Below are 19,058 nucleotides of genomic sequence, written 5' to 3'. Positions count from 1 at the left end.
CCCGAAGCTGAAGGATTTCAGGTTATTCCAAAACGTTGGATAGTTGAAAGAACCTTTGCTTGGCTCTCCAATTTTAGGCGCATGAGCAAAGATTACGAACATTCTCCTCTTACCTCAAAAACCAATATTTTCTTTAATATGATTACCGTTATGCTTAATAAATTAGCTACTTAAATGATTTCAAGACATCTTCTAAAGCAAATCTTGTTACTAGAGGAGAGATATAGTATAATATGTTCTCCAGACAAGCGGGTGTTGTTAAGATCTAAATTCAAAAATATTTGGCAACATTTTGTTGAGAAAATTTTATTAACTACTGTAGCATTAAGAAAAAATATATTGCATGTCTTTCAGCCTCACTTCTAATTTTAAGCCAGCAGGAGACCAACCTCAGGCCATAGATAAGCTAGTGCAAGGATTGCAAGAAAATAAGAAAGATCAAGTTTTACTTGGAGTTACTGGTTCTGGCAAAACATTTACAATGGCAAGTATTATTCAAACAACTGGTCGGCCGGCGCTGATCACTGCTCATAATAAAACCTTGGCTGCACAGCTTTATGAAGAAATGAAAGCATTTTTTCCAAACAACGCTGTAGAATATTTTGTTTCATATTATGATTATTACCAACCAGAAGCCTATATTCCACAAACTGATACTTATATTGAAAAGGATTCTAAAATTAATGAGAGAATAGATATACTAAGACATTCTGCAACTCGATCTCTTCTAGAACGAAAAGACGTGATTGTTATAGCCAGTGTCTCATGCATCTATGGTCTTGGAGCACCTGAAAGTTATATGAATATGACTATTGGTGTGGAGGTAGGAGAGCAAATTAAAAGTCAGGATTTTTTAAACAATCTAGTAGAGTTACAGTATAAGAGGTCACATAATGAACTCACGCGAGGAAGTTTCCGTGTTCGTGGTGACACTATAGACATATTTCCATCTCATTATGAAAATAGAGCTTGGAGAGTTGCGTTATTTGGCAATGATGTTGAAGAAATTTTGGAAATAGATCCACTAACTGGGAATCTTATTACAAAACTAAAAAAAATAGTAATCTTTGCCAATAGTCATTATGTCACACCTCGTCCAACATTGTTACAAGCTATAGAGTTGATTAAAGAAGAATTAGAAGAACAACTCAGATACTTATATTCCAACCATAAAATAGTTGAAGCAAAACAATTGGAGCAGAGAACAAACTTCGACTTAGAAATGATGAGAGAAACAGGAAGTTGTAAGGGAATTGAAAATTATTCGCGTTATTTATCAAGTAGACAAGCTGGAGATCCACCCCCCACATTGTTTGAATATTTGCCAAAAGACGCCATACTATTTGTTGATGAAAGTCACGTGAGTATTCCACAAATAGGCGCAATGTATAGTGGAGATAGGTCAAGAAAATCAAATCTTATTTTGTATGGGTTTAGGATGCCATCAGCGCTTGATAATAGACCTCTACGTTTTGAGGAATGGGAAAAAATGCGACCGCAAACAATTTATATTTCAGCAACACCAGGTAAATATGAGCTAGAAAAGACAGGAGGAATTTTTGTAGAACAAGTTATTCGTCCAACTGGTCTGTTGGATCCACCATGTATTGTAAAACCTACTGAATATCAAGTAGATGATGTAATTGCTGAAGCACAAAAAGTAATCAAAAAAGGGTTCTGTGTATTAATAACTACATTGACTAAAAAAATGGCAGAAAATTTAGCTGACTACATGTGTGAAGTTGATATTAAAGCACATTACCTGCATGCAAATGTTAAAACACTCGATAGGATTGATACTTTATATGATCTACGTTCTGGAAAAATTAATGTTTTAGTAGGAGTAAACCTATTGCGTGAAGGGCTTGATATTCCGGAATGCGGATTAGTGGCCATTTTAGATGCTGATAAGGAAGGGTTCTTGCGTTCAGAAACTTCGTTAATTCAGACAATCGGTCGTGCTGCAAGAAACAGAGAAGGAAAAGTTATTCTATATGCAGATAAAATGACAGGATCACTAGAGCGAGCGTTAAATGAAACGAATCGAAGGAGAAAGAAACAGGAAGAATATAATAAAAAACATGGCATTATTCCAAAAACTGTTATTAAAGCTATAACCAATTCCTTACAGGAAAGAACAGAAACAGAGGAAAACATGGCAGATGAAGACTATAGAAACATGGATATAAAACAGCTCAAAAAAGAAATGCTAAGACATGCAAAGAATCTAGAATTTGAAAAAGCAGCAAATTTGAAAGATATACTTGAAAAAAAGAAAAAAGGGAGTGTTAAATAAACCCATACGCGTTAAATTAATGGCTTGCAGGGTCTAGTAGTGCCATGTGGTTGAGTATCTTATAAGCTATAAGAAAGTCCTGACGTGGGGCTTTGCCATATTCTATAAATACAGATATTGCATAATGTGAAGAACCATAAGCAATAAATAACTTGTGGCTTTTACCCTGGGAGTTTATTTCCGGTGTACCAGTTTTGCCAGCAATTCGTATGTCTTTGGGTAAATTGGTAGTATATGCAGTGCCAATTCTAGAGTTTACTGCATCAAACATAGCGTTTTGAACGATAGTAAGATGTGCATGGTCTATATCAATTTCAGTAAAATCCTGCTTTGTTTTATTCATCTCAATATAAGGCATTACTTCCTTGCCTGTTGCAAACCTTGCTGCAAGTACTGCAAGTTGTAGTGGTGTTGCAAGTATATAACCCTGACCTATGGCCAAATTAATGGTATCACCCAACTGCCATTGTGAATATAGTCTTTGCTCACGCCAGCTTTTATTAGGTAATAACCCTGAAGCCTCTTCTTTGAAATTTTTCATTAGTGGTCCACTACCAATACCAAATTTACTAGCCATTTCTACTACAGAATCTACGTTTATCTTTTTGCCTATTTGATAAAAATAAATGTTGCATGAAGAAGCTATTGCTTCATTTAAAGATACGTATCCATGGCCAGCACTTTTCCAACAGCGAAATTTTCGATTACCTATTTGCATATGACCCTTACATAAGAATTTTTCCTGTGGTGTGATTATGCCATCTTTCAGAGCTGCAAGCGCAACTATTATCTTAAAAACTGACCCAAGAGGAGTTTGATATGATAATGCACGATTTACTAGTGGTAATGAAGGAGAATTCAAGCTCTTCCAAGTATCATTTGGTAACGTACCAGTAAAAAGATTATTATCATAGGCAGGTGAATTATATAATGCTAAAATTTCCCCATTTCTTACATCAATAACTGTCACTGAACCTTTATGATTATGAAATATCTCTGCAATTTTTTTTTGCAGATTTATATCAATGGTTAATTGTACATCATTTCCATCTTGTGGTGGTGTGTTTGATAGCTCTCTTATAATACGCTTTTTAGAGTTTACTTCCTGCTCGATTTTTCCAGGTGTGCCTTTTAATACATCGTCATGTATATATTCAATACCACTAACTCCTGTTTGTTGTTTTTTTGTGTACCCTAATACATGCGAACATATTGAGCCAAATGGGTAATGGCGCTTATAAAATGCAACTACATTATCTCCCGCTGCAATCTCTTTCTCACTTACTTCTTTATGAAGAGTTTTTTCTCCATCGAATACAATAACATACGAGATTTTATTTACTGCAAGCTCGATACCATTTCTATCTAAAATTTTCCCCCGCTGGGGCATAATAGTAGCAACTCTTGTTCTATTACTATTGGATAGTACTTCATATTTTTTTCTATCTCTTATCTGTAAAGTATACAATCTATAACTAAAAATGGCAGAAATAGCTAACTGGATGCCACCAAGCATAAATGCTCTGCGGGTAAAGATCTTACTCTTTATACGCATAAAGTTTCTCATCATAAATCGGTTGCTCAAGAGATCTATTCATTTTTCTTGTACCCTAACGCGCTGCAAACCTTTTTTTCCCATTCACTTAAAGTGACAAGCTTATAGCCCGATTTTTTTAGTATTGTAATAATGCGAGGTAAAGCTTCTACTGTGTTTGCTCTACTGTCATGATCGTGGAATAATATGATAGCGCCATTGTGCACTGCACTTATAACTCTTTCAATCAAAACCTCAGACTTATCGTTTTTCCAATCTAGAGAATCTACTGTCCATAATATTGAATACATATTGAGTAAATTAACGTTTTTAAGTACATTTTCATCATGGCACCCATATGGCGGACGGAACCATTTTATATCTTCTTGTATTATATTTTTAATTGCTGTATTCGTTCTCTCTAACTCTTGAAATTGTTCATTATCTGATAATGACGTTAACTTTTTATGTGACCAGGAATGATTACCTATTTCATGACCTGCTTCATGAATTTTCCTTACTGTCTCATGTATTTTTTTATTTATGCGCTCACCCAGTAAGAAAAACGTTGCCTTCGACTCATGTGTTTTTAATATATCAATAATAGTGTTTACTGTGTTGTAAGATGGACCATCATCAAATGTAATGGCAACAAATTTATCTTCTTTGTTCAACAGTTTTTTTACATTGCTTAAACTCCTATGTGATAGGTTCATATGACAATCAAGCCCATAATATGATATGTTAAAGTTGCAACTACCACAAAAAACTATGCTTGAGTATAGTAAAAAAAAAGTTATTACTCTTAAAAACATTCTGATCGAAACTAATTCATAAGGAAAGTTTATTATCCATTTAAAATAAAATCTAATGTTATTTCACGCCAAATGTGATAGTGTTCACTAGGTAAATGACTAAATGGGCTGCATCTATGTACCGCTCGTATTGCACTATCTGCTAATGACCTGAAAAGTGTATTGCTCTGATAAGAATTTTCGTCTACTACATCTGCTATAACTACTTCGCCTTGGGGTGATAGTAATAAGTTGATTTTGATACTGAAACTTTTTTGATAAGCCATATTAGCAGGAACGTTCCAGCATTCTGTGAGTTTATTCCTGATAGAATCAGTAACTTTTGCTATAATTGATGCATTGTTTTGATGATCAATAGTTTTTACTTCGTTTTTGAGCTCAGGTTTCTCTATGAACTTAAGGTTTCTCTTTCTTTTTGGCAGAGGGTCATTTTCATCAATTATAACCTTTTCTTGTATCTCAATGATTTCTCTGGATTTGCTGGCAGTAGTGTTGAATTGCTTTTTTCTTTTTGGTATGGGAACAAATTCCATATCTCTCTCTTTTGTTTGTGATTGTAGAGGTAGTGAAAAGAATAAAAAACAACATAATGAGAGAATCAGTTTGCAAGAAAAAAAACGCATATCTTCAATGATCTATGTTACTGGTTTTAAACTTATATTACATATAAAGTCAATATATTTCAACTTTGGTTACGCATTGCAAGATATATTAAAAAACATCCAATAAATAATGCAATTAGCGGTATATACCATAGAATGTAGGTACTGTATTTTACAGGTGGAATTACTATAATTGAATCACCATAAGAATGTTTTAGTTCTACAATTATTTCTTGGTCAGTATACCCATCACTAATTTTTTTACGAATTGCTTTGCGCATATCATATGCAGCAGACTCCGACAATGTTTCACCAGAACATATGGGACACTTTATTATTTTAAATAAATCTGTTGCTCGTTGTTCCATACTTTCGTCTTGCAGTTTGTCATCTAAAGTAAAGGTATGTACTTTTAAACAGAACATTAACATAATAAACAGACTAATTACTGCTTTCATCTTTAGAAAGTTCAGTCAATTTGTTGAAGAAGTCAGTGATAGGCAGTTTTCCAATAAAACTCGATCCCATGTCATTATCATATCTTATTGTAAACTGAACATTATCGTTAATTGTTTTCTCTGATAAAGAAGATATTAGCTCCTGGTATGCATGAGCAGTAGATTTTTTATCAAGCATTAGCAGCACAAATTCTTTGTAGTTTGATATATCTATGTTAATTTTATCCCTAAATGAAAATGTGACCATATTATAATCATGTATTCCACCACTTGCAGTAAGAGAAAATTTATTACTCTGAATTAAAAATTTTTCTATATCAAAGTTGAGCTTAGAGGCTGAAATGTCATTTATAAGCTCGTAGTTAAATTTGGTGTCAATACTCAAGTAACTTTCAGGATTTACAGCATCTTTGAATCGGTATACGGAAAAATCGAAACCTAATTTTGCACCTTCATTAGATCTCTTGTAAAAGTTAATTCTAATCTGGTTAGCTCTATCATTAGTTTCAATTGTAGTTGTAATGCTTTCTTCACTCTCTGAATTATAGGAAAAATCGCATTTTAGTCCATAATCTCTGTAACGAAGGGCACTTATATGGTCGATTATAGAGCCATTTCCATCAAGTTGTGATGAAAAAGGTGCTTTATTTAATTTAACAGTAAAATAACTTTTATTATCTGTACTGCACTTTATATTCTTCGGTTTATCACCATGAACAACAATATTAATTTCATTGCTTGGTACATAAATATGTAATGATCTATCGAGCATTCTATTTTTTATCAACAAAGCTTCGGTTGAAATAGTCAACTCCTTATCGGAAAATTTTGGATTCTTGATGTGAAAGATAAGATTGGAAGGAAATCCGCTTTTATCACATGAAATGTCAGGTTCTTCGCCAGTAATATTATACACCATTTTCACCAAATGTTTTTTTGCTTTCCATGCAGCAAAATACCAAAAACCACCATATACTGCTGGAATAAATAAGAATAAAGAGATGATTGAATAGATAATAACCTTGCGCATAATTAATTATTTCCTTGTTTGTCTAGTGATATATTTCTCGTACTTCTTGGTATTGTAACAGATATACCATCAATTTCTTTTGTTATTTTAATTTGGCATCCAAGCCTTGAAGTTTCTGTTAACCCAAAGGCTAGATCCAACATGTCATTTTCTTCATCAGATATTGGATCTAGGATATCATAAAACTTTGGATTGACGATTACATGACATGTAGAACAAGCAAGAGAGCCTTCACATGCTCCTTCAAGCAGATCTGGATCGCTTCTATGAGCTAAATTAAGCAAAGTTTCACCCTCCTTAGCTTCATAACTTTTTTTACTTCCATCAGGTAAAATAAAAGTAACAGATGGCATATTATTTTCAATTAAAATTCTTATTAATATGCTACAGATAATAATTGATTTTTGCAAACTGTTTACTGTACTTGGATTGAGAATGATAAATTTTTTTTCTAGGCTTAATATTAGGCCTCTTTCGAAATTCAATTTCTGATGGCAATTTTGTTGTTGATACGCTTCTCAAATACATCCTGCGGTGCTTCGCTTGCACTTCTCCTCTCATCATAAAGCGGTTTCGAAAGAGGCCTATTTTAGCTTTTTTGGATGAAAGTTGAAGTAATTACTTAATAAACAATGAGTTTCATGCAATGGTAGCCCTATAACAGAAGAGTAGGACCCACGCAAAAATAAAACAAATATTCCAGCAAGACCTTGTACATTGCATCCACCGGCTCTGTCTTTCCATTCTTGCGATGCTAAATAATAACTAATCTCTTGCTCACTCAGACGTTTAAACTTAACTATTGTAACCACAGTTTTAATATGCTGTTTGGACTGGTCGGGAACTAAGAGGCAAATACTAGTATATACTCTATGTCTTCTACCTGATAGTAAACGAATACATTTTTCTGCTATCTCAACATTTTCTGCTTTGGGTAATATTCTCCTACCGCATGCCACTACAGTATCAACACCTAACACAAAATAATTTGGATGGGAACTTTGCACTTTTTCAGCTTTACTTTTCGCCATGCGGATTGAATAATCTTTAGGGAGTTCTTTCTTTATAGGAGTTTCGTCTATATCTGCAGGTACAATCAAACCTGGTTTGACATTCATTTGTTCTAATAAAGCTACACGCCTTTTTGATGACGAAGCAAGTATCAGCTTATTTAGATGTTGTTCTTTCACTTGTACCTTTCAGCCTTCTGGTTATCCGACCCTTTTTTGCATTTCTATCGTATATACTCATTTCAACCAACACTCTATCTCCAATAATGATACGTATCTTACTTCTCCTTACTTTGCCTGATACGTGACAGATTATTTCATAATCATTATCTAATTTTACTCTAAATTCTGCAGCAGGCAATAAAGCAGTTACTACTCCCTCTACTTCAAAAAGCGTTTTTGATTTTTCATCTTTTGTCATATGTTATATTATAATTTTCTTAGTCTACCATAGATTTAAAAATATTATCAACTGCAATTTACAGGATTTTATCTATTTGCACTCTATCTAGCAGCCCGTTAATAAAACCAATCTCACTTGGTTTACTAAGCAAACTAGATGCAATATTAGTATATTCACTAACAATCACAGGCGTTGGTGTATCATAGTTAACTAGCTCACATATTGCAACACGTAAAATAGATAAGCTTACAAGGTTCAACCTTGAAAGAGACCAGCTTGAATGCAAATAAGGTTCTATTATTTTATCGTATTCTTCACTGTTATGGATAACTTTGTTTACTAGCTCATGCAAAAACTGATTATCAGGTTCTTCACATTTAAATGTATTGATTAATTCATTAATATAATTGTCTAGCTTAGAAGAATTGTCACTGTAATCTACGAAAATATTTGAATAGATAACCTGTGTAGCAAAAAATCTTGCCATACTTCTTTTTGCACGCCACTTGTTAGCTATAGGTTTCTCCTCCATTATTTTTCTATAAATTTATTATACAGATTGATCATCTGTATAACAGTTGAGGCTGCATGACCACCAACATTTTTTTTGTTTTTGTCAGCTCTCACTAAAGCTTTATCTTTGTTATCAGATGTAATCACGCCCATACCAAGAGGTATTGCATAGTGGGTAATAATTTCATTTAAACCTTCAATGACTCCTTTACAAACGTAGTGATAATGGTCAGTTTCACCGCGGATCACACATCCAAGAGCCAAGTAACCGTCATAATTAATACGTTCACTCTTAACTGCAAAAAGAATTGCTGCAGGTATCTCAAATGTACCAGGAACTTCAACTATATCGTAACTGGTACCGCTGTCTTTTAACTTATCAGTTGCACCATCAAGCAAAAGACCTGCTATTTCAGCATAATAGGTTGAATTAACTATTAATATTTTCGACATTTACTCTTACTTTTTTTGTTAAAAATAATTTTATCAATGATTGCTGGACTAAGGTGATGATATTGCTGAATATCCAATATATTACTAAACCAGCAGGAAAGGAAGAAAAAATAAAAACAGAAATGTAAGGCAAGAATTTCATCACGTTTACTTGCATATCATCTTTATTGATTTGATCTTTCTCACTTAATTTTTGTTGTATTATCATAGTAATGCCAAAGATTATAGGTAAAATGCCGATAGAAATAGGAAAATTATAGTTAAACAACCCGAATAGCGTAAAAATATTTGTTGGATCTGAAGCTGAGAGATCCTTAATCCATAAGTAAAATGGTGCATGTCTCATTTCTATGGTAACAAATAACACTTTATACAAAGCAAAAAATACGGGTATTTGTATCAACATAGGAAAAATGCTTGATATAGGGTTTACATTATTTTTTCTATACAACGCAATTATTTCTTTGTTTTGTTTTAAGGAATCATTTTTATACAGCTCTTTTATGCGAGTTACGTCAGGCTGCAAGTTTTTCATTTTAAGCATAGAGATGTATGATTTATTAGATAAAGGAAGCATCAAAAGCTTGATTACTAAGGTTAATAATAATATTGCTAAGCCAAAGTTCTTTAAAATGAAATTGAAATATTCAAGCAATAAAAATACTGGTTTGGTTATAAAGTAAAGAACACCAAAATCTACGGCTTTATCGAACAAAGGTATATTTAGAGTATCTTTATAAGAATCCAGTAAATTCAACTTCTTTGCTCCAGCAAAAAAATAATTCACATTAGAGGTGCTTGTACCAGGAGATATGTTTTGATGAGGTTTAACAAAATCTACTTGAAATTTATCAGTATCATTAACATTTGTATGTTTAATATTTACATTTATTTTACCAGGTCCTTCAGGTATAATAGCTGTAAACCAATATTTATCAGCAAAACCAAACCAGTTCTTTTGATTTGTATTTGCTTTAATAAAATGTTTCTTGGCAACATTCTTATATGTCCATTCTTCCAATTTATTATCAAAGACACCTAGAACACCTTCATGTGATATCCAAGGAGATTCGTTAATATTACTACGCTTACGGTTGATGCGACCATAAGGAACTAGAACTACATTATTCTTTGTATTATTTTCAACGAATTGTTCAACCTTAAACATATAGTTATCATCCAGGTTGATTTTCATTTTGAACACAACACCATTTTTATTATCCCAAAATAAATCGACTCCCTGCGGATTAGCTTTATCTACCTGCCAAATTGTTTCAGAATTTGGAATTTCAATTTTTTTGCTAGGGTCCAGCCAACCAAATTCTGCAAAATATACATCTTGTGACTCTGCAGGCGACAATAACACTACTTGTGAAGAGGAAGGGTCTGGCTTTAAGTGATAATTATTTAAAACTAAATCATCAAGTCTTGCACCTTTTAAAGAAATAGATCCTTTTAGTGAATTGTTGATTAAGTTAATTCTTTGCTCTCGGGTGGAATCAATAATTTCGGAGCGGTCCTGATAGATTATAGGAGCAGTATCATTGAAAGATTCAATGTGTTCAATACTTTCAACTGGTGGCTGGTTTTCATCTGTATTAAGAAATTTTTCGTAAATAACGTTCCAAAATACTATTATCAATGCGGAAAGTACAACTGCCAAAATTAGATTTTTTGCTTCTGACATAAAATTAAAGCTGAATATTTTCTTTAAAGTGTATATTAAATATTGTACTGAAACAATGAAATTTTAATAATAATTTGTTAATTCAAAACTATTTTAATAGCTGCACACTTTAAAGATATGAATACACTTAAGAATCTGATTGCTTGGTTACTAATAATAATCGTTATTGCAATGCTTTTTGATTCACAGGGAAACAAATTAAGTAATAGGTTCCTTAGTACCTTTTTACCACATAAAGGAAGGGTTCATGGTAATGGCAGCATAGAATTTACTAAATCTCGTGATGGACACTTTTATATTCAAGCTCAAATTAACAACCGTAACATAACGTTTCTGCTTGATACTGGTGCAACTGATATTGTTCTCTTACAAAAAGATGCAGTGTATGCAGGCATTAATTTACAAAACATTCAGAATTTTAAAATATATGAAACGGCAAAAGGTCGAATAGAAGCTGGAGTGGTGCAAATTCCTCAAATCAGAATAGGAAATTTTTTAATTAACAATGTACAAGCAAGTGTAAATTCTTACTCCATGTCTCATTCTCTGCTGGGTATGAGTTTTTTAAGGTACTTTGATTTCATCATGAAGGATGATAGATTGATACTATATCGTGGCTAGTTATTAGATATAAACTTGCTTTTAATGTAAAATCAGTGAAGAATGCAATTGTATGGTATAATGTGCTAGGAATGCAAAAAATCATATGAAGGTAGGAGTAATAGGTTGTCTGGGAAAAATGGGTAGAGCTCTCATAAATGAGTTGGTTATCAATGAAAAAGTGAAAATAACTGGTGCTGCTGCGCGTTCAAACATAGGTACAGATATTGGATATTTTATAGGACGCGGGTCTAATATAGGAGTTAAGATTACAGATTCCATTGATGATGTGTTTCAATTATCTGATATTGTGATAGATTTCACAACTAGAGAATGTATGTTGGAATGCCTTAAAGCAGCTGTAAAGTTTGAAAAACCATTAGTTAGTGGTACAACTGGAATAGAAGGTATCAACTTAGAAAAGTATGCTACTAGAGTTCCAATATTATGGTCAGCAAATATGAGTATAGGAGTTAATGTATTGTTAAAATTAGTAAAAAAAGCCGCTGAGCTTTTAGGTAATGAATATGATGTGGAAATTTGGGAGATGCACCATAATTTAAAAAAAGACTCACCATCAGGCACAGCCATAGAACTCGGTAAAGCAATTGCTGATACTTTAGAGATTGATTTTGATGTTCATCAACATTCTTATGGTATAAGAGAAAAAAGAAGTATAGGTTTTGCGGTATCTCGAGGAGGTGGGGTGATAGGAGACCATAAAGTGATGTTTGCTAATTCTGATGAACGAATAGAACTAATTCATAAAGCGATTAATCGCGAAATATTTGCTAAAGGAGCTGTTAAAGCAGCAATGTGGCTATATAATAATAAAAGGAAGACTACAGGTCTCTATTCAATACAAGAGGTAATATGAACAAAGTGCACGCTTCTGTTAAGGGTTTAAATCTTTGGTATAGTTCTAAACAAATTTTATTTGATATAAACTTAGATATTTATAAGAGAAAGATTACTACGTTAATAGGGCCATCTGGATGTGGCAAGTCAACATTTCTGCGTTGTTTCAATCGCATGAATGATTACGTTCCTGGGTGTAAAGTTATTGGTGAATTAACTATTGATGGGTTAGGTGATATATATTCACGAGATATGGATGTTGTTCTACTTAGAGCAAAAGTTGGTATGGTGTTTCAGAAACCAAATCCTTTTCCAAAGTCAATATATGATAATGTTGCCTATGGTCCCAAGCTACATGGAGTAATAAAAAACAAGCAAAAATTAGCTGAAGTAGTAGAAGAAAGCTTAGTTAAAGTTGGTTTATGGGAAGAATTAAAGGATAGACTGCAGGAAAATGCATTAAACTTATCTGGTGGTCAACAGCAGAGATTATGTATTGCCCGCGCAATTGCAGTAAAGCCCACTATATTGTTAATGGATGAGCCATGTTCAGCCCTTGATCCAGTAGCCACCAACGCAATCGAGCATCTTATACAAGAGTTAAAATTAAAGTTTACCATAATTATGGTGACTCATTCAATGAAACAAGCAAAAAAGTTATCTGATAATATAACTTTCTTTCATAATGGCAAGATTATTGAGTCTGGAAGTACTCAGGAAATATTTGAAAACGCTCAATCGCCTTTGACGCAAGAATATATTCTTGATCATTAGAGATGTTTACGTACGTCAACTCTTGCAAAATTTGGTATATATTCCTTGTATCTTAAAAAAAGCGTTTATAGCTCAGATGCTTTTTTAAAGATACAAAGTCTAATTAATTGAGAACTCTAACCCCATTCTTGAAAGCACCAGTGAGTATATCAGTCATCCTACTATTAGGCTTTTCATTTTTATTTTGAGCAGAGTTATCAGTTTTTTCTAATTCATTATTGCTTTGGAAATATTTTATGACTATAGGAGTAACCACAAATGCTAACATTATAGGTACTGCTGCCGCTATAGAAAGTTGACCATTAATTGCAGCAAATGCTATTATTACAAATGTAAAAAAGGCAGCAACAACAGTGAGAGCAGCAATTGCTAATTTAGTCATTCTATCGACTGTTTTGTTGGGATTAATAAAATCGAGTATAACCTTGCCGCACTTTTTTGTTTTAGCCCAGCAATTATTCCTAGTATTTTTCATACCCTTGTTTAATTTTTTATTTTCTTGATGTTGAGCTATTTGTTCTTTTAGAATATCATCTAAAATGCAGGTTGTGTGATTTGCATGTATTCTTTCATCTTTGGTAAAATTTTGTAAAAGTTTAATATATCTATCACTACTATATTTTCCAGGTAATACAAAATGACGACGACAATCCTCGGATTTAGCTTGATTACTTAACACAAGGTGGTTTAATAGTTTTATGCAAAATGTTACAGTGTTGTCAGATATTGTAAATGTTCTATGAGTATCTTTAGTTATTTTGTTCACTATTGCTACTTGTATAGGAGTGCGCCCATTCTTGTTTGTAGCATTTATTGCTTCTGTGAGTTGATCGTTAAATGTTCCGCATTTAGGTATAAGATTCAACCATGTAATTTTCGTTTTATTAGGCATTGAAGCAATGAGATGTAAAATGTTATTGCCTTCTTCATCTGTATCAGCAATAGAATAATCTTTGTTATCGCTTTCTCTGTCTATATTAGTAGTCAAGGAATTTTGTAATAGGAGATTACTGAACATATCTTGATCCTCCTTAAGAACTGCTAGGTGTAATGGATACCGACCATAAACAATATGATCAATAGTTTGTCTAATTTTATCTTTGCTAGGTATAGCCTCATCTTTGCTAGATTGAGCTAGTTTTTTTAAAAAATTAATATGATAGTTTTTTTGAAAGTTAGACAGTGCTGCCAAGTGTTCTGCAGACAATTGCAATTGACTATGATCAGCTCCATTTTTTAATAACTTTATAATAAATTCAAGTGTATTATCACTGTCGGGGATTGTATTATGATGATGAATTTCCTTGTTTATTTTAGCACTTAATGCTACTTGCATAGGAGTTTGCCCATTCTTGTTCTCAGCATTTATTGCGTTTTCAAGTTGATCCTTGGATATCCCAGCTTTAAGTATAAGATTTAACCGTGTTATTTTCTTTTCCCGAGGCATTGAAGCAATGAGATGTAAAATGTTATTGCCTTCTTTATCTGTAGTGGTCACACTAATTTTTCCCAAGTATTTTTTGAAATTTGCTAAGTTTTTTCCTTTGATTGCTTTTAATGAATTGTCACAGCCTTCTTCTATTTTCTGTATTGTTGCATATGGATTTTTATTTTCTGCCACTATAGGTTCTGTTTTCTTTGTTTCATGTGTTGACGGCATTGAATCAGTGTTATCAGGACCACTTCCATAGCCATCGTCAGAACTATAATCATTAGCTCGTGTAATCTTATATTTGTTAGTTAGTTTTTTTAAACATCTGGAATAATAGTCTAGTTTAGATTTAGGCAGTGCTGCTAAGTGTTCTGCAGATAAATGCAGCTGTTCAACTTTAGCTCCATTGTTTAACAATGCTATAATAAATCTAAACGTGTTATCCTTACTGGAGATTGTATGGTGATAATGATTTTCCTTATTTATTTTAGCATGAAATGCTTTTTGCATAGGGGTTAATCCATCCCTATTTTTAGCATTTATTGCTTTTTTGAGTTGATCTTCAGATATCCCAGCTTTCAGTATGAGATTCAACCATATAATTTTCTCTTTCTTAGGCATTGAAGCAATAATATGTAGAACATTATTGCCTTTCTCATCTTTGGTAGTAATATCAATATCTCTTTCTAGACACTTTCTGATCAAGTCTCTTTTTTTTGCTATTTTTGGCAAATCATTTATTAGTGGTATTGTGTCAGTGTCACTATCACTGCTTATTTTTTTTCTAAACATATTTAAAACCTCAATATTAAAAACTAATTATTTATACATCCTTACAATTGCATGTGTCAATACATTTCAACTTAAAATTGAAAATAAAACAACTAAAAGTTGAATTTGATGCTTAAAAATATCTTTACACGCAGTTAAGATATAGGAAAAAAGGTAGGAATATTTAATGTAATTAAAGAATTTACCACCACAATAAAGCCATTGAATAATATGTCTGGTATTTTAAATGTTTTATCTTAAAAAATAATGAATATAATCCTCATTAATGGTAAAAATAAGGCTAGAATCAAGGGTAAAAAGCAGGTAGCAACATACAGCGTCACTTGGAAAAATCATAATGTATTTGCACAGTCTCTATTATACTTGCACTAAATTTGGCAGGTATTGTCTAAGATATTCACCAGTAACGCTTTCTTGCATGCCAGCTACCTCTTCTGGTGTTCCTTCCGCTACCACTCTACCACCTTTTGCTCCCCCTTCTGGTCCGATATCTATTATGTAATCTGCTGTCTTTATAACGTGTAAATTGTGTTCAATAACTATTACCGTATTTCCCATATCAACCAACTTGTGAAGTATTGTCAGTAAGTTATTTATGTCTTCAAAATGCAGTCCTGTTGTAGGTTCATCTAAAATGTATAATGTTTTTCCAGTGGAGCGTTTTGATAGTTCTTTTGAAAGCTTTATTCTCTGTGCTTCTCCTCCAGAAAGGGTTGTTGATGATTGCCCAAGTTTTATGTATCCAAGTCCAACTTCCTGTAGAGATATTAACTTTTCTCTCACTAAGGCAAAATTCTCAAAAAAATCGCAAGCTTGGTCTATTGTCATATTCAGAACATCAAAAATTGATTTTCCCTTGTAGGTAACTTCAAGTGTTTCTCGATTATATCTTTTGCCTTTACATTGTTCACACTTTACATAAACATCCGGTAAGAAATGCATCTCTATTTTTAAGTGTCCGTCTCCTTTGCAGGCTTCACATCTTCCACCTTTAGTATTAAATGAGAATCGTCCTATATTATACCCTCGTACTTTTGATTCCGGAAGGCCTGCAAACCAATTTCTTATGTGAGTAAAAATTCCTACATAAGTTGCTGGATTTGATGCTGGAGTTTTACCAATTGGTGATTGATCAACTTCAATAACTTTATCTATGTACTCCAATCCTTCGATTTTACTACATTTACCATATTTTGCGGAAGAACCATGTATTTTATGTGCTAAATACTTATACAAAGTTTCTATTACCAAACTTGATTTTCCTCCTCCCGATATTCCAGTAACGCAAATAAAATTGCCTATTGGAAACTTAACATCCACGTTTTTCAAATTATTCTCACATGCATCAAGTACTTGTATAAACTTATCTGTTTGTGCTCTTTTGTTATTAATAGAAATAATTTTCCGCTTACCTAAATATTGTCCTGTTATACTCTGTGTACTTTCTATAATTTGCTTTGATGTACCTTCTGCAACTACTTTTCCACCATTGACACCAGCACCTGGACCAATATCAATAACATGATCAGCAGCCATTATGGTATCCTCATCATGCTCAACAACAATCACAGTGTTACCCATATCTCTCAGGTTTTTAAGTGTATCAATCAATCGATCATTATCACATTGATGCAGGCCTATTGATGGCTCATCTAACACATATAAAACTCCTGTTAACCCTGAACCAATTTGTGAGGCAAGCCTTATTCTTTGACTTTCACCCCCTGAAAGAGTACAAGATTCGCGATCAATTGTTAAATAATCAAGCCCTACATCTTTTAGAAACGTTAGTCTCTTTATTATTTCATTTAATATTTTTTCTGAAATTTGCTTCTGTTGTTCTGTAAGATTTTCTGGTAACTTTTTAAACCACTCAAGAGATTCATCAACGCTTAATTTTGCTATCTCTCCTATGTGCATACTATTAACTTTTACTGAAAGAGTTTCTTTTCTTAACCTGAAACCATTACACCCTTTGCAATTCATTATTGAACAATACTGCTCAACAAGTGTTTCATCATAATCCATATGGTCTTCTAATATACTGACCAAGCCTTCAAATTTTGCTTCTCTAGAGCCAAAAAGTATAATATCTTTTGCTTTTTGGTTAATATCTTTCCATGGAATACTGAGACTAAACATATTGCTTTCGGCCAATGAAAAAATGGCATCTTGTAAAAACCAAAGCCTTGTTTTCATTGTTGGTAATACCGGCCCTACTGGCTTCAAAGCACCTTCAGATATTGAGAGAGTCTCATCAGGTACTATTAATTTTATGTCAATACCTAGCTTTTTGCCAAGGCCATTACATACACCACATGCTCCATATGGACTATTAAAAGAAAATACTCTTGGTTCTATTTCTTCGAGTGTAAATCCAGACTCTGGGCAAGCAAAATTTTCTGAAAAAGTAAATATTTGACCATTTTTATACTCTGAATCGTGGTTATTTGGCAAGCTCACAATTTCTACATGTACCAAACCATTACCAAGCTTTAGTGCTGATTCTATGTTGCTTGGTAAGCGATTATCTATATCATCTGATACTGATATTCTGTCTACAACAACTGATATATCATGCTTTTTATTCTTATCTAGTTGAGGTAGATTATCTATATTATATACTTCATTATCTATCTTTAATCTGGTATATCCTTGCTTTTTCACCTCCAATATCTCTTTTAGATGTTCACCTTTTCTACCACGTACTATAGGCGCAAGTATGTATATTTTAGTTCCGATAGGTAGCACAATTATAGCATCTACAATCTGAGAGATAGTCTGCTTGGTTATTGGTAGACCGGTTGCAGGTGAGTAGGGGATTCCTATGCGTGCATATATTAAACGCAGGTAATCGTAAATTTCAGTAACAGTGCCAACAGTTGATCTCGGATTTTTTGAAATCGACTTTTGATTAATGGATATAGCAGGTGAAAGTCCAGTGATTGATTCAACATCTGGCTTATCTTGGATGTTGAGGAATTGACGTGCATAAGATGACAAGCTTTCCACATATCGGCGTTGTCCTTCTGCATAAATTGTATCAAATGCTAAACTTGATTTACCTGATCCACTAAGCCCAGTGATAACAACCAACTTATTTTTTGGTATATTAACGTCTATGCCTTGCAAGTTATGTTCTCTTGCATTTTTAACCCTTATGAAACTATTCATACTTTATACATTACATACCCTAGGGTTATTATATACTTAAAATAAGGAACTTGTACGAATACTTTGTTTGAAAAGTGCCTTTATTTGCTAGTTTTTTTTATAAAAACAAAGAGTTTATAACATTATAACTTTTTTATGACTATGTGTGTAATATTCAAACCACTAAAAAGAGAACACTTTCCATTATTACTAAAGTGGCTAGAAACACCTCATGTAAAAAAATGGTGGGACTCAGATATAAATTGGACATTAGAATTAATTGAAAAGAAGTATAGTAGTTATACTCAAGGATTTAAACATCTAGTGCTAGAAACCAAGATTATAAACAAACCAATGCATGCCTTTATTATCAATTTTAATAACGTAGATATTGGCTATATTCAATACTATGATAGGTATGATTTTCCACCAGAGCAGAGCTATGAGACCTCAGAAGATGTCTTGAAATCATTTAAGTAGCTAATTTATTAAGCATAACGGTAATCATATTAAAGAAAATATTGGTTTTTGAGGTAAGAGGAGAATGTTCGTAATCTTTGCTCATGCGCCTAAAATTGGAGAGCCAAGCAAAGGTTCTTTCAACTATCCAACGTTTTGGAATAACCTGAAATCCTTCAGCTTCGGGAT

General features: G+C 33.0%; 19 protein-coding genes and 1 pseudogene. 6 read left to right on the top strand and 14 right to left on the bottom strand.

Going from position 1 to position 19,058, the window contains the following annotated elements; genetic code table 11:
- Both IC220_RS02920 and uvrB read left to right on the top strand, forming a co-directional pair.
- On the top strand, positions 1-174 hold a 174-nt coding region (locus IC220_RS02920), incomplete at its 5' end, for a transposase (RefSeq protein WP_188152743.1).
- Positions 175-343: 169 nt separating this feature from the next.
- On the top strand, positions 344-2,296 hold the full coding sequence (gene uvrB / locus IC220_RS02915) for an excinuclease ABC subunit UvrB (RefSeq protein WP_188153094.1): 1,953 nt from the start codon (positions 344-346) through the stop codon (positions 2,294-2,296).
- 16 nt (positions 2,297-2,312) lie between these two features.
- On the opposite strand, the gene IC220_RS02910 is transcribed toward uvrB, so the two are convergent.
- The 11 genes from IC220_RS02910 to yidC form a co-directional block, all read right to left on the bottom strand.
- The gene (locus IC220_RS02910; RefSeq protein WP_188153096.1) at positions 2,313-3,851 is read right to left on the bottom strand and encodes a penicillin-binding transpeptidase domain-containing protein; all 1,539 of its coding nucleotides are present in this window, start codon (positions 3,849-3,851) and stop codon (positions 2,313-2,315) included.
- A gap of 35 nt (positions 3,852-3,886) precedes the next feature.
- The gene (locus IC220_RS02905; protein WP_188153093.1) at positions 3,887-4,645 is read right to left on the bottom strand and encodes a polysaccharide deacetylase family protein; all 759 of its coding nucleotides are present in this window, start codon (positions 4,643-4,645) and stop codon (positions 3,887-3,889) included.
- Positions 4,646-4,677: 32 nt separating this feature from the next.
- On the bottom strand, positions 4,678-5,268 hold the full coding sequence (locus IC220_RS02900) for a cell envelope integrity protein TolA (RefSeq protein ID WP_188153092.1): 591 nt from the start codon (positions 5,266-5,268) through the stop codon (positions 4,678-4,680).
- A gap of 59 nt (positions 5,269-5,327) precedes the next feature.
- Positions 5,328-5,705 carry a cytochrome c-type biogenesis protein gene (locus IC220_RS02895; protein WP_188153091.1) on the bottom strand — a complete coding sequence of 126 codons (378 nt, stop codon included), beginning with the start codon at positions 5,703-5,705 and terminating at the stop codon, positions 5,328-5,330.
- On the bottom strand, positions 5,689-6,735 hold the full coding sequence (locus tag IC220_RS02890) for a hypothetical protein (RefSeq protein WP_188153090.1): 1,047 nt from the start codon (positions 6,733-6,735) through the stop codon (positions 5,689-5,691). Before IC220_RS02890 ends, IC220_RS02895 begins: the two co-directional genes overlap by 17 nt.
- Before the next feature lie 2 nt (positions 6,736-6,737).
- Entirely contained in the window at positions 6,738-7,088 is a 351-nt protein-coding gene (locus tag IC220_RS02885) for a ferredoxin family 2Fe-2S iron-sulfur cluster binding protein (RefSeq protein WP_188153089.1), read from the bottom strand.
- Between the two features lie 231 nt (positions 7,089-7,319).
- The gene (locus IC220_RS02880) at positions 7,320-7,925 is read right to left on the bottom strand and encodes a Maf family nucleotide pyrophosphatase (RefSeq protein ID WP_188153088.1); all 606 of its coding nucleotides are present in this window, start codon (positions 7,923-7,925) and stop codon (positions 7,320-7,322) included.
- On the bottom strand, positions 7,903-8,166 hold the full coding sequence (infA, locus tag IC220_RS02875; protein ID WP_188153087.1) for a translation initiation factor IF-1: 264 nt from the start codon (positions 8,164-8,166) through the stop codon (positions 7,903-7,905). The genes IC220_RS02880 and infA overlap by 23 nt, the downstream gene beginning before the upstream one ends.
- A gap of 58 nt (positions 8,167-8,224) precedes the next feature.
- Positions 8,225-8,680: a transcription antitermination factor NusB gene (gene nusB / locus IC220_RS02870; protein WP_188153086.1), complete on the bottom strand. Its 456-nt coding sequence runs from the start codon at positions 8,678-8,680 to the stop codon at positions 8,225-8,227.
- Entirely contained in the window at positions 8,680-9,114 is a 435-nt protein-coding gene (locus IC220_RS02865; protein WP_188153085.1) for a 6,7-dimethyl-8-ribityllumazine synthase, read from the bottom strand. The genes nusB and IC220_RS02865 overlap by 1 nt, the downstream gene beginning before the upstream one ends.
- Complete coding sequence (gene yidC / locus IC220_RS02860) at positions 9,092-10,801, bottom strand: membrane protein insertase YidC (protein ID WP_188153084.1); 1,710 nt, start codon at positions 10,799-10,801, stop codon at positions 9,092-9,094. Before yidC ends, IC220_RS02865 begins: the two co-directional genes overlap by 23 nt.
- 117 nt (positions 10,802-10,918) lie before the next feature.
- Here yidC and IC220_RS02855 point away from each other — a divergent pair, with 117 nt between their 5' ends.
- The 3 genes from IC220_RS02855 (at position 10,919) to pstB (ending at position 13,033) form a co-directional block, all read left to right on the top strand.
- Positions 10,919-11,422, top strand: coding sequence for a TIGR02281 family clan AA aspartic protease (locus IC220_RS02855; RefSeq protein WP_188153083.1), 504 nt, complete (start codon positions 10,919-10,921; stop codon positions 11,420-11,422).
- An 85-nt stretch (positions 11,423-11,507) separates the two neighbouring features.
- Positions 11,508-12,278 (top strand): 4-hydroxy-tetrahydrodipicolinate reductase, encoded by a 771-nt coding sequence (dapB, locus tag IC220_RS02850; RefSeq protein WP_188153082.1) that lies wholly within the window; start codon positions 11,508-11,510, stop codon positions 12,276-12,278.
- The gene (pstB, locus tag IC220_RS02845) at positions 12,275-13,033 is read left to right on the top strand and encodes a phosphate ABC transporter ATP-binding protein PstB (RefSeq protein WP_188153081.1); all 759 of its coding nucleotides are present in this window, start codon (positions 12,275-12,277) and stop codon (positions 13,031-13,033) included. Before dapB ends, pstB begins: the two co-directional genes overlap by 4 nt.
- A gap of 103 nt (positions 13,034-13,136) precedes the next feature.
- On the opposite strand, the gene IC220_RS02840 is transcribed toward pstB, so the two are convergent.
- Both IC220_RS02840 and uvrA read right to left on the bottom strand, forming a co-directional pair.
- Positions 13,137-15,257: an ankyrin repeat domain-containing protein gene (locus IC220_RS02840; protein ID WP_188153080.1), complete on the bottom strand. Its 2,121-nt coding sequence runs from the start codon at positions 15,255-15,257 to the stop codon at positions 13,137-13,139.
- Positions 15,258-15,614: 357 nt separating this feature from the next.
- Positions 15,615-18,431 carry an excinuclease ABC subunit UvrA gene (uvrA, locus tag IC220_RS02835; protein WP_188153079.1) on the bottom strand — a complete coding sequence of 939 codons (2,817 nt, stop codon included), beginning with the start codon at positions 18,429-18,431 and terminating at the stop codon, positions 15,615-15,617.
- Positions 18,432-18,566: 135 nt separating this feature from the next.
- Between uvrA and IC220_RS02830 the strand changes: the two are divergent.
- Positions 18,567-18,866: pseudogene (locus IC220_RS02830) on the top strand (GNAT family protein); the annotation flags it as partial.
- 16 nt (positions 18,867-18,882) lie between these two features.
- Here the strand turns inward: IC220_RS02830 and IC220_RS02825 are convergent.
- Positions 18,883-19,058, bottom strand: a 176-nt coding sequence (locus IC220_RS02825; RefSeq protein WP_188152743.1) for a transposase, incomplete at its 5' end; no start/stop codon positions are given.

Source organism: Wolbachia endosymbiont of Pentalonia nigronervosa (assembly GCF_014534705.1).
In the GTDB taxonomy this organism is placed as follows: domain Bacteria; phylum Pseudomonadota; class Alphaproteobacteria; order Rickettsiales; family Anaplasmataceae; genus Wolbachia.
This window is presented reverse-complemented; position numbering and strand designations above follow the sequence as displayed.

Coding starts and splice junctions, on each gene's coding strand:
- IC220_RS02840 (WP_188153080.1), bottom strand. CDS start 15,257: ATGTTTAGAAAAAAAATAAGCAGTGATAGTGACACTGACACAATACCA.
- IC220_RS02910 (WP_188153096.1), bottom strand. CDS start 3,851: ATGCGTATAAAGAGTAAGATCTTTACCCGCAGAGCATTTATGCTTGGT.
- yidC (WP_188153084.1), bottom strand. CDS start 10,801: ATGTCAGAAGCAAAAAATCTAATTTTGGCAGTTGTACTTTCCGCATTG.
- IC220_RS02855 (WP_188153083.1), top strand. CDS start 10,919: ATGAATACACTTAAGAATCTGATTGCTTGGTTACTAATAATAATCGTT.
- infA (WP_188153087.1), bottom strand. CDS start 8,166: ATGACAAAAGATGAAAAATCAAAAACGCTTTTTGAAGTAGAGGGAGTA.
- nusB (WP_188153086.1), bottom strand. CDS start 8,680: ATGGAGGAGAAACCTATAGCTAACAAGTGGCGTGCAAAAAGAAGTATG.
- IC220_RS02900 (WP_188153092.1), bottom strand. CDS start 5,268: ATGCGTTTTTTTTCTTGCAAACTGATTCTCTCATTATGTTGTTTTTTA.
- uvrB (WP_188153094.1), top strand. CDS start 344: ATGTCTTTCAGCCTCACTTCTAATTTTAAGCCAGCAGGAGACCAACCT.
- IC220_RS02885 (WP_188153089.1), bottom strand. CDS start 7,088: ATGCCATCTGTTACTTTTATTTTACCTGATGGAAGTAAAAAAAGTTAT.
- IC220_RS02890 (WP_188153090.1), bottom strand. CDS start 6,735: ATGCGCAAGGTTATTATCTATTCAATCATCTCTTTATTCTTATTTATT.
- IC220_RS02905 (WP_188153093.1), bottom strand. CDS start 4,645: ATGTTTTTAAGAGTAATAACTTTTTTTTTACTATACTCAAGCATAGTT.
- dapB (WP_188153082.1), top strand. CDS start 11,508: ATGAAGGTAGGAGTAATAGGTTGTCTGGGAAAAATGGGTAGAGCTCTC.
- IC220_RS02865 (WP_188153085.1), bottom strand. CDS start 9,114: ATGTCGAAAATATTAATAGTTAATTCAACCTATTATGCTGAAATAGCA.
- pstB (WP_188153081.1), top strand. CDS start 12,275: ATGAACAAAGTGCACGCTTCTGTTAAGGGTTTAAATCTTTGGTATAGT.
- uvrA (WP_188153079.1), bottom strand. CDS start 18,431: ATGAATAGTTTCATAAGGGTTAAAAATGCAAGAGAACATAACTTGCAA.
- IC220_RS02895 (WP_188153091.1), bottom strand. CDS start 5,705: ATGAAAGCAGTAATTAGTCTGTTTATTATGTTAATGTTCTGTTTAAAA.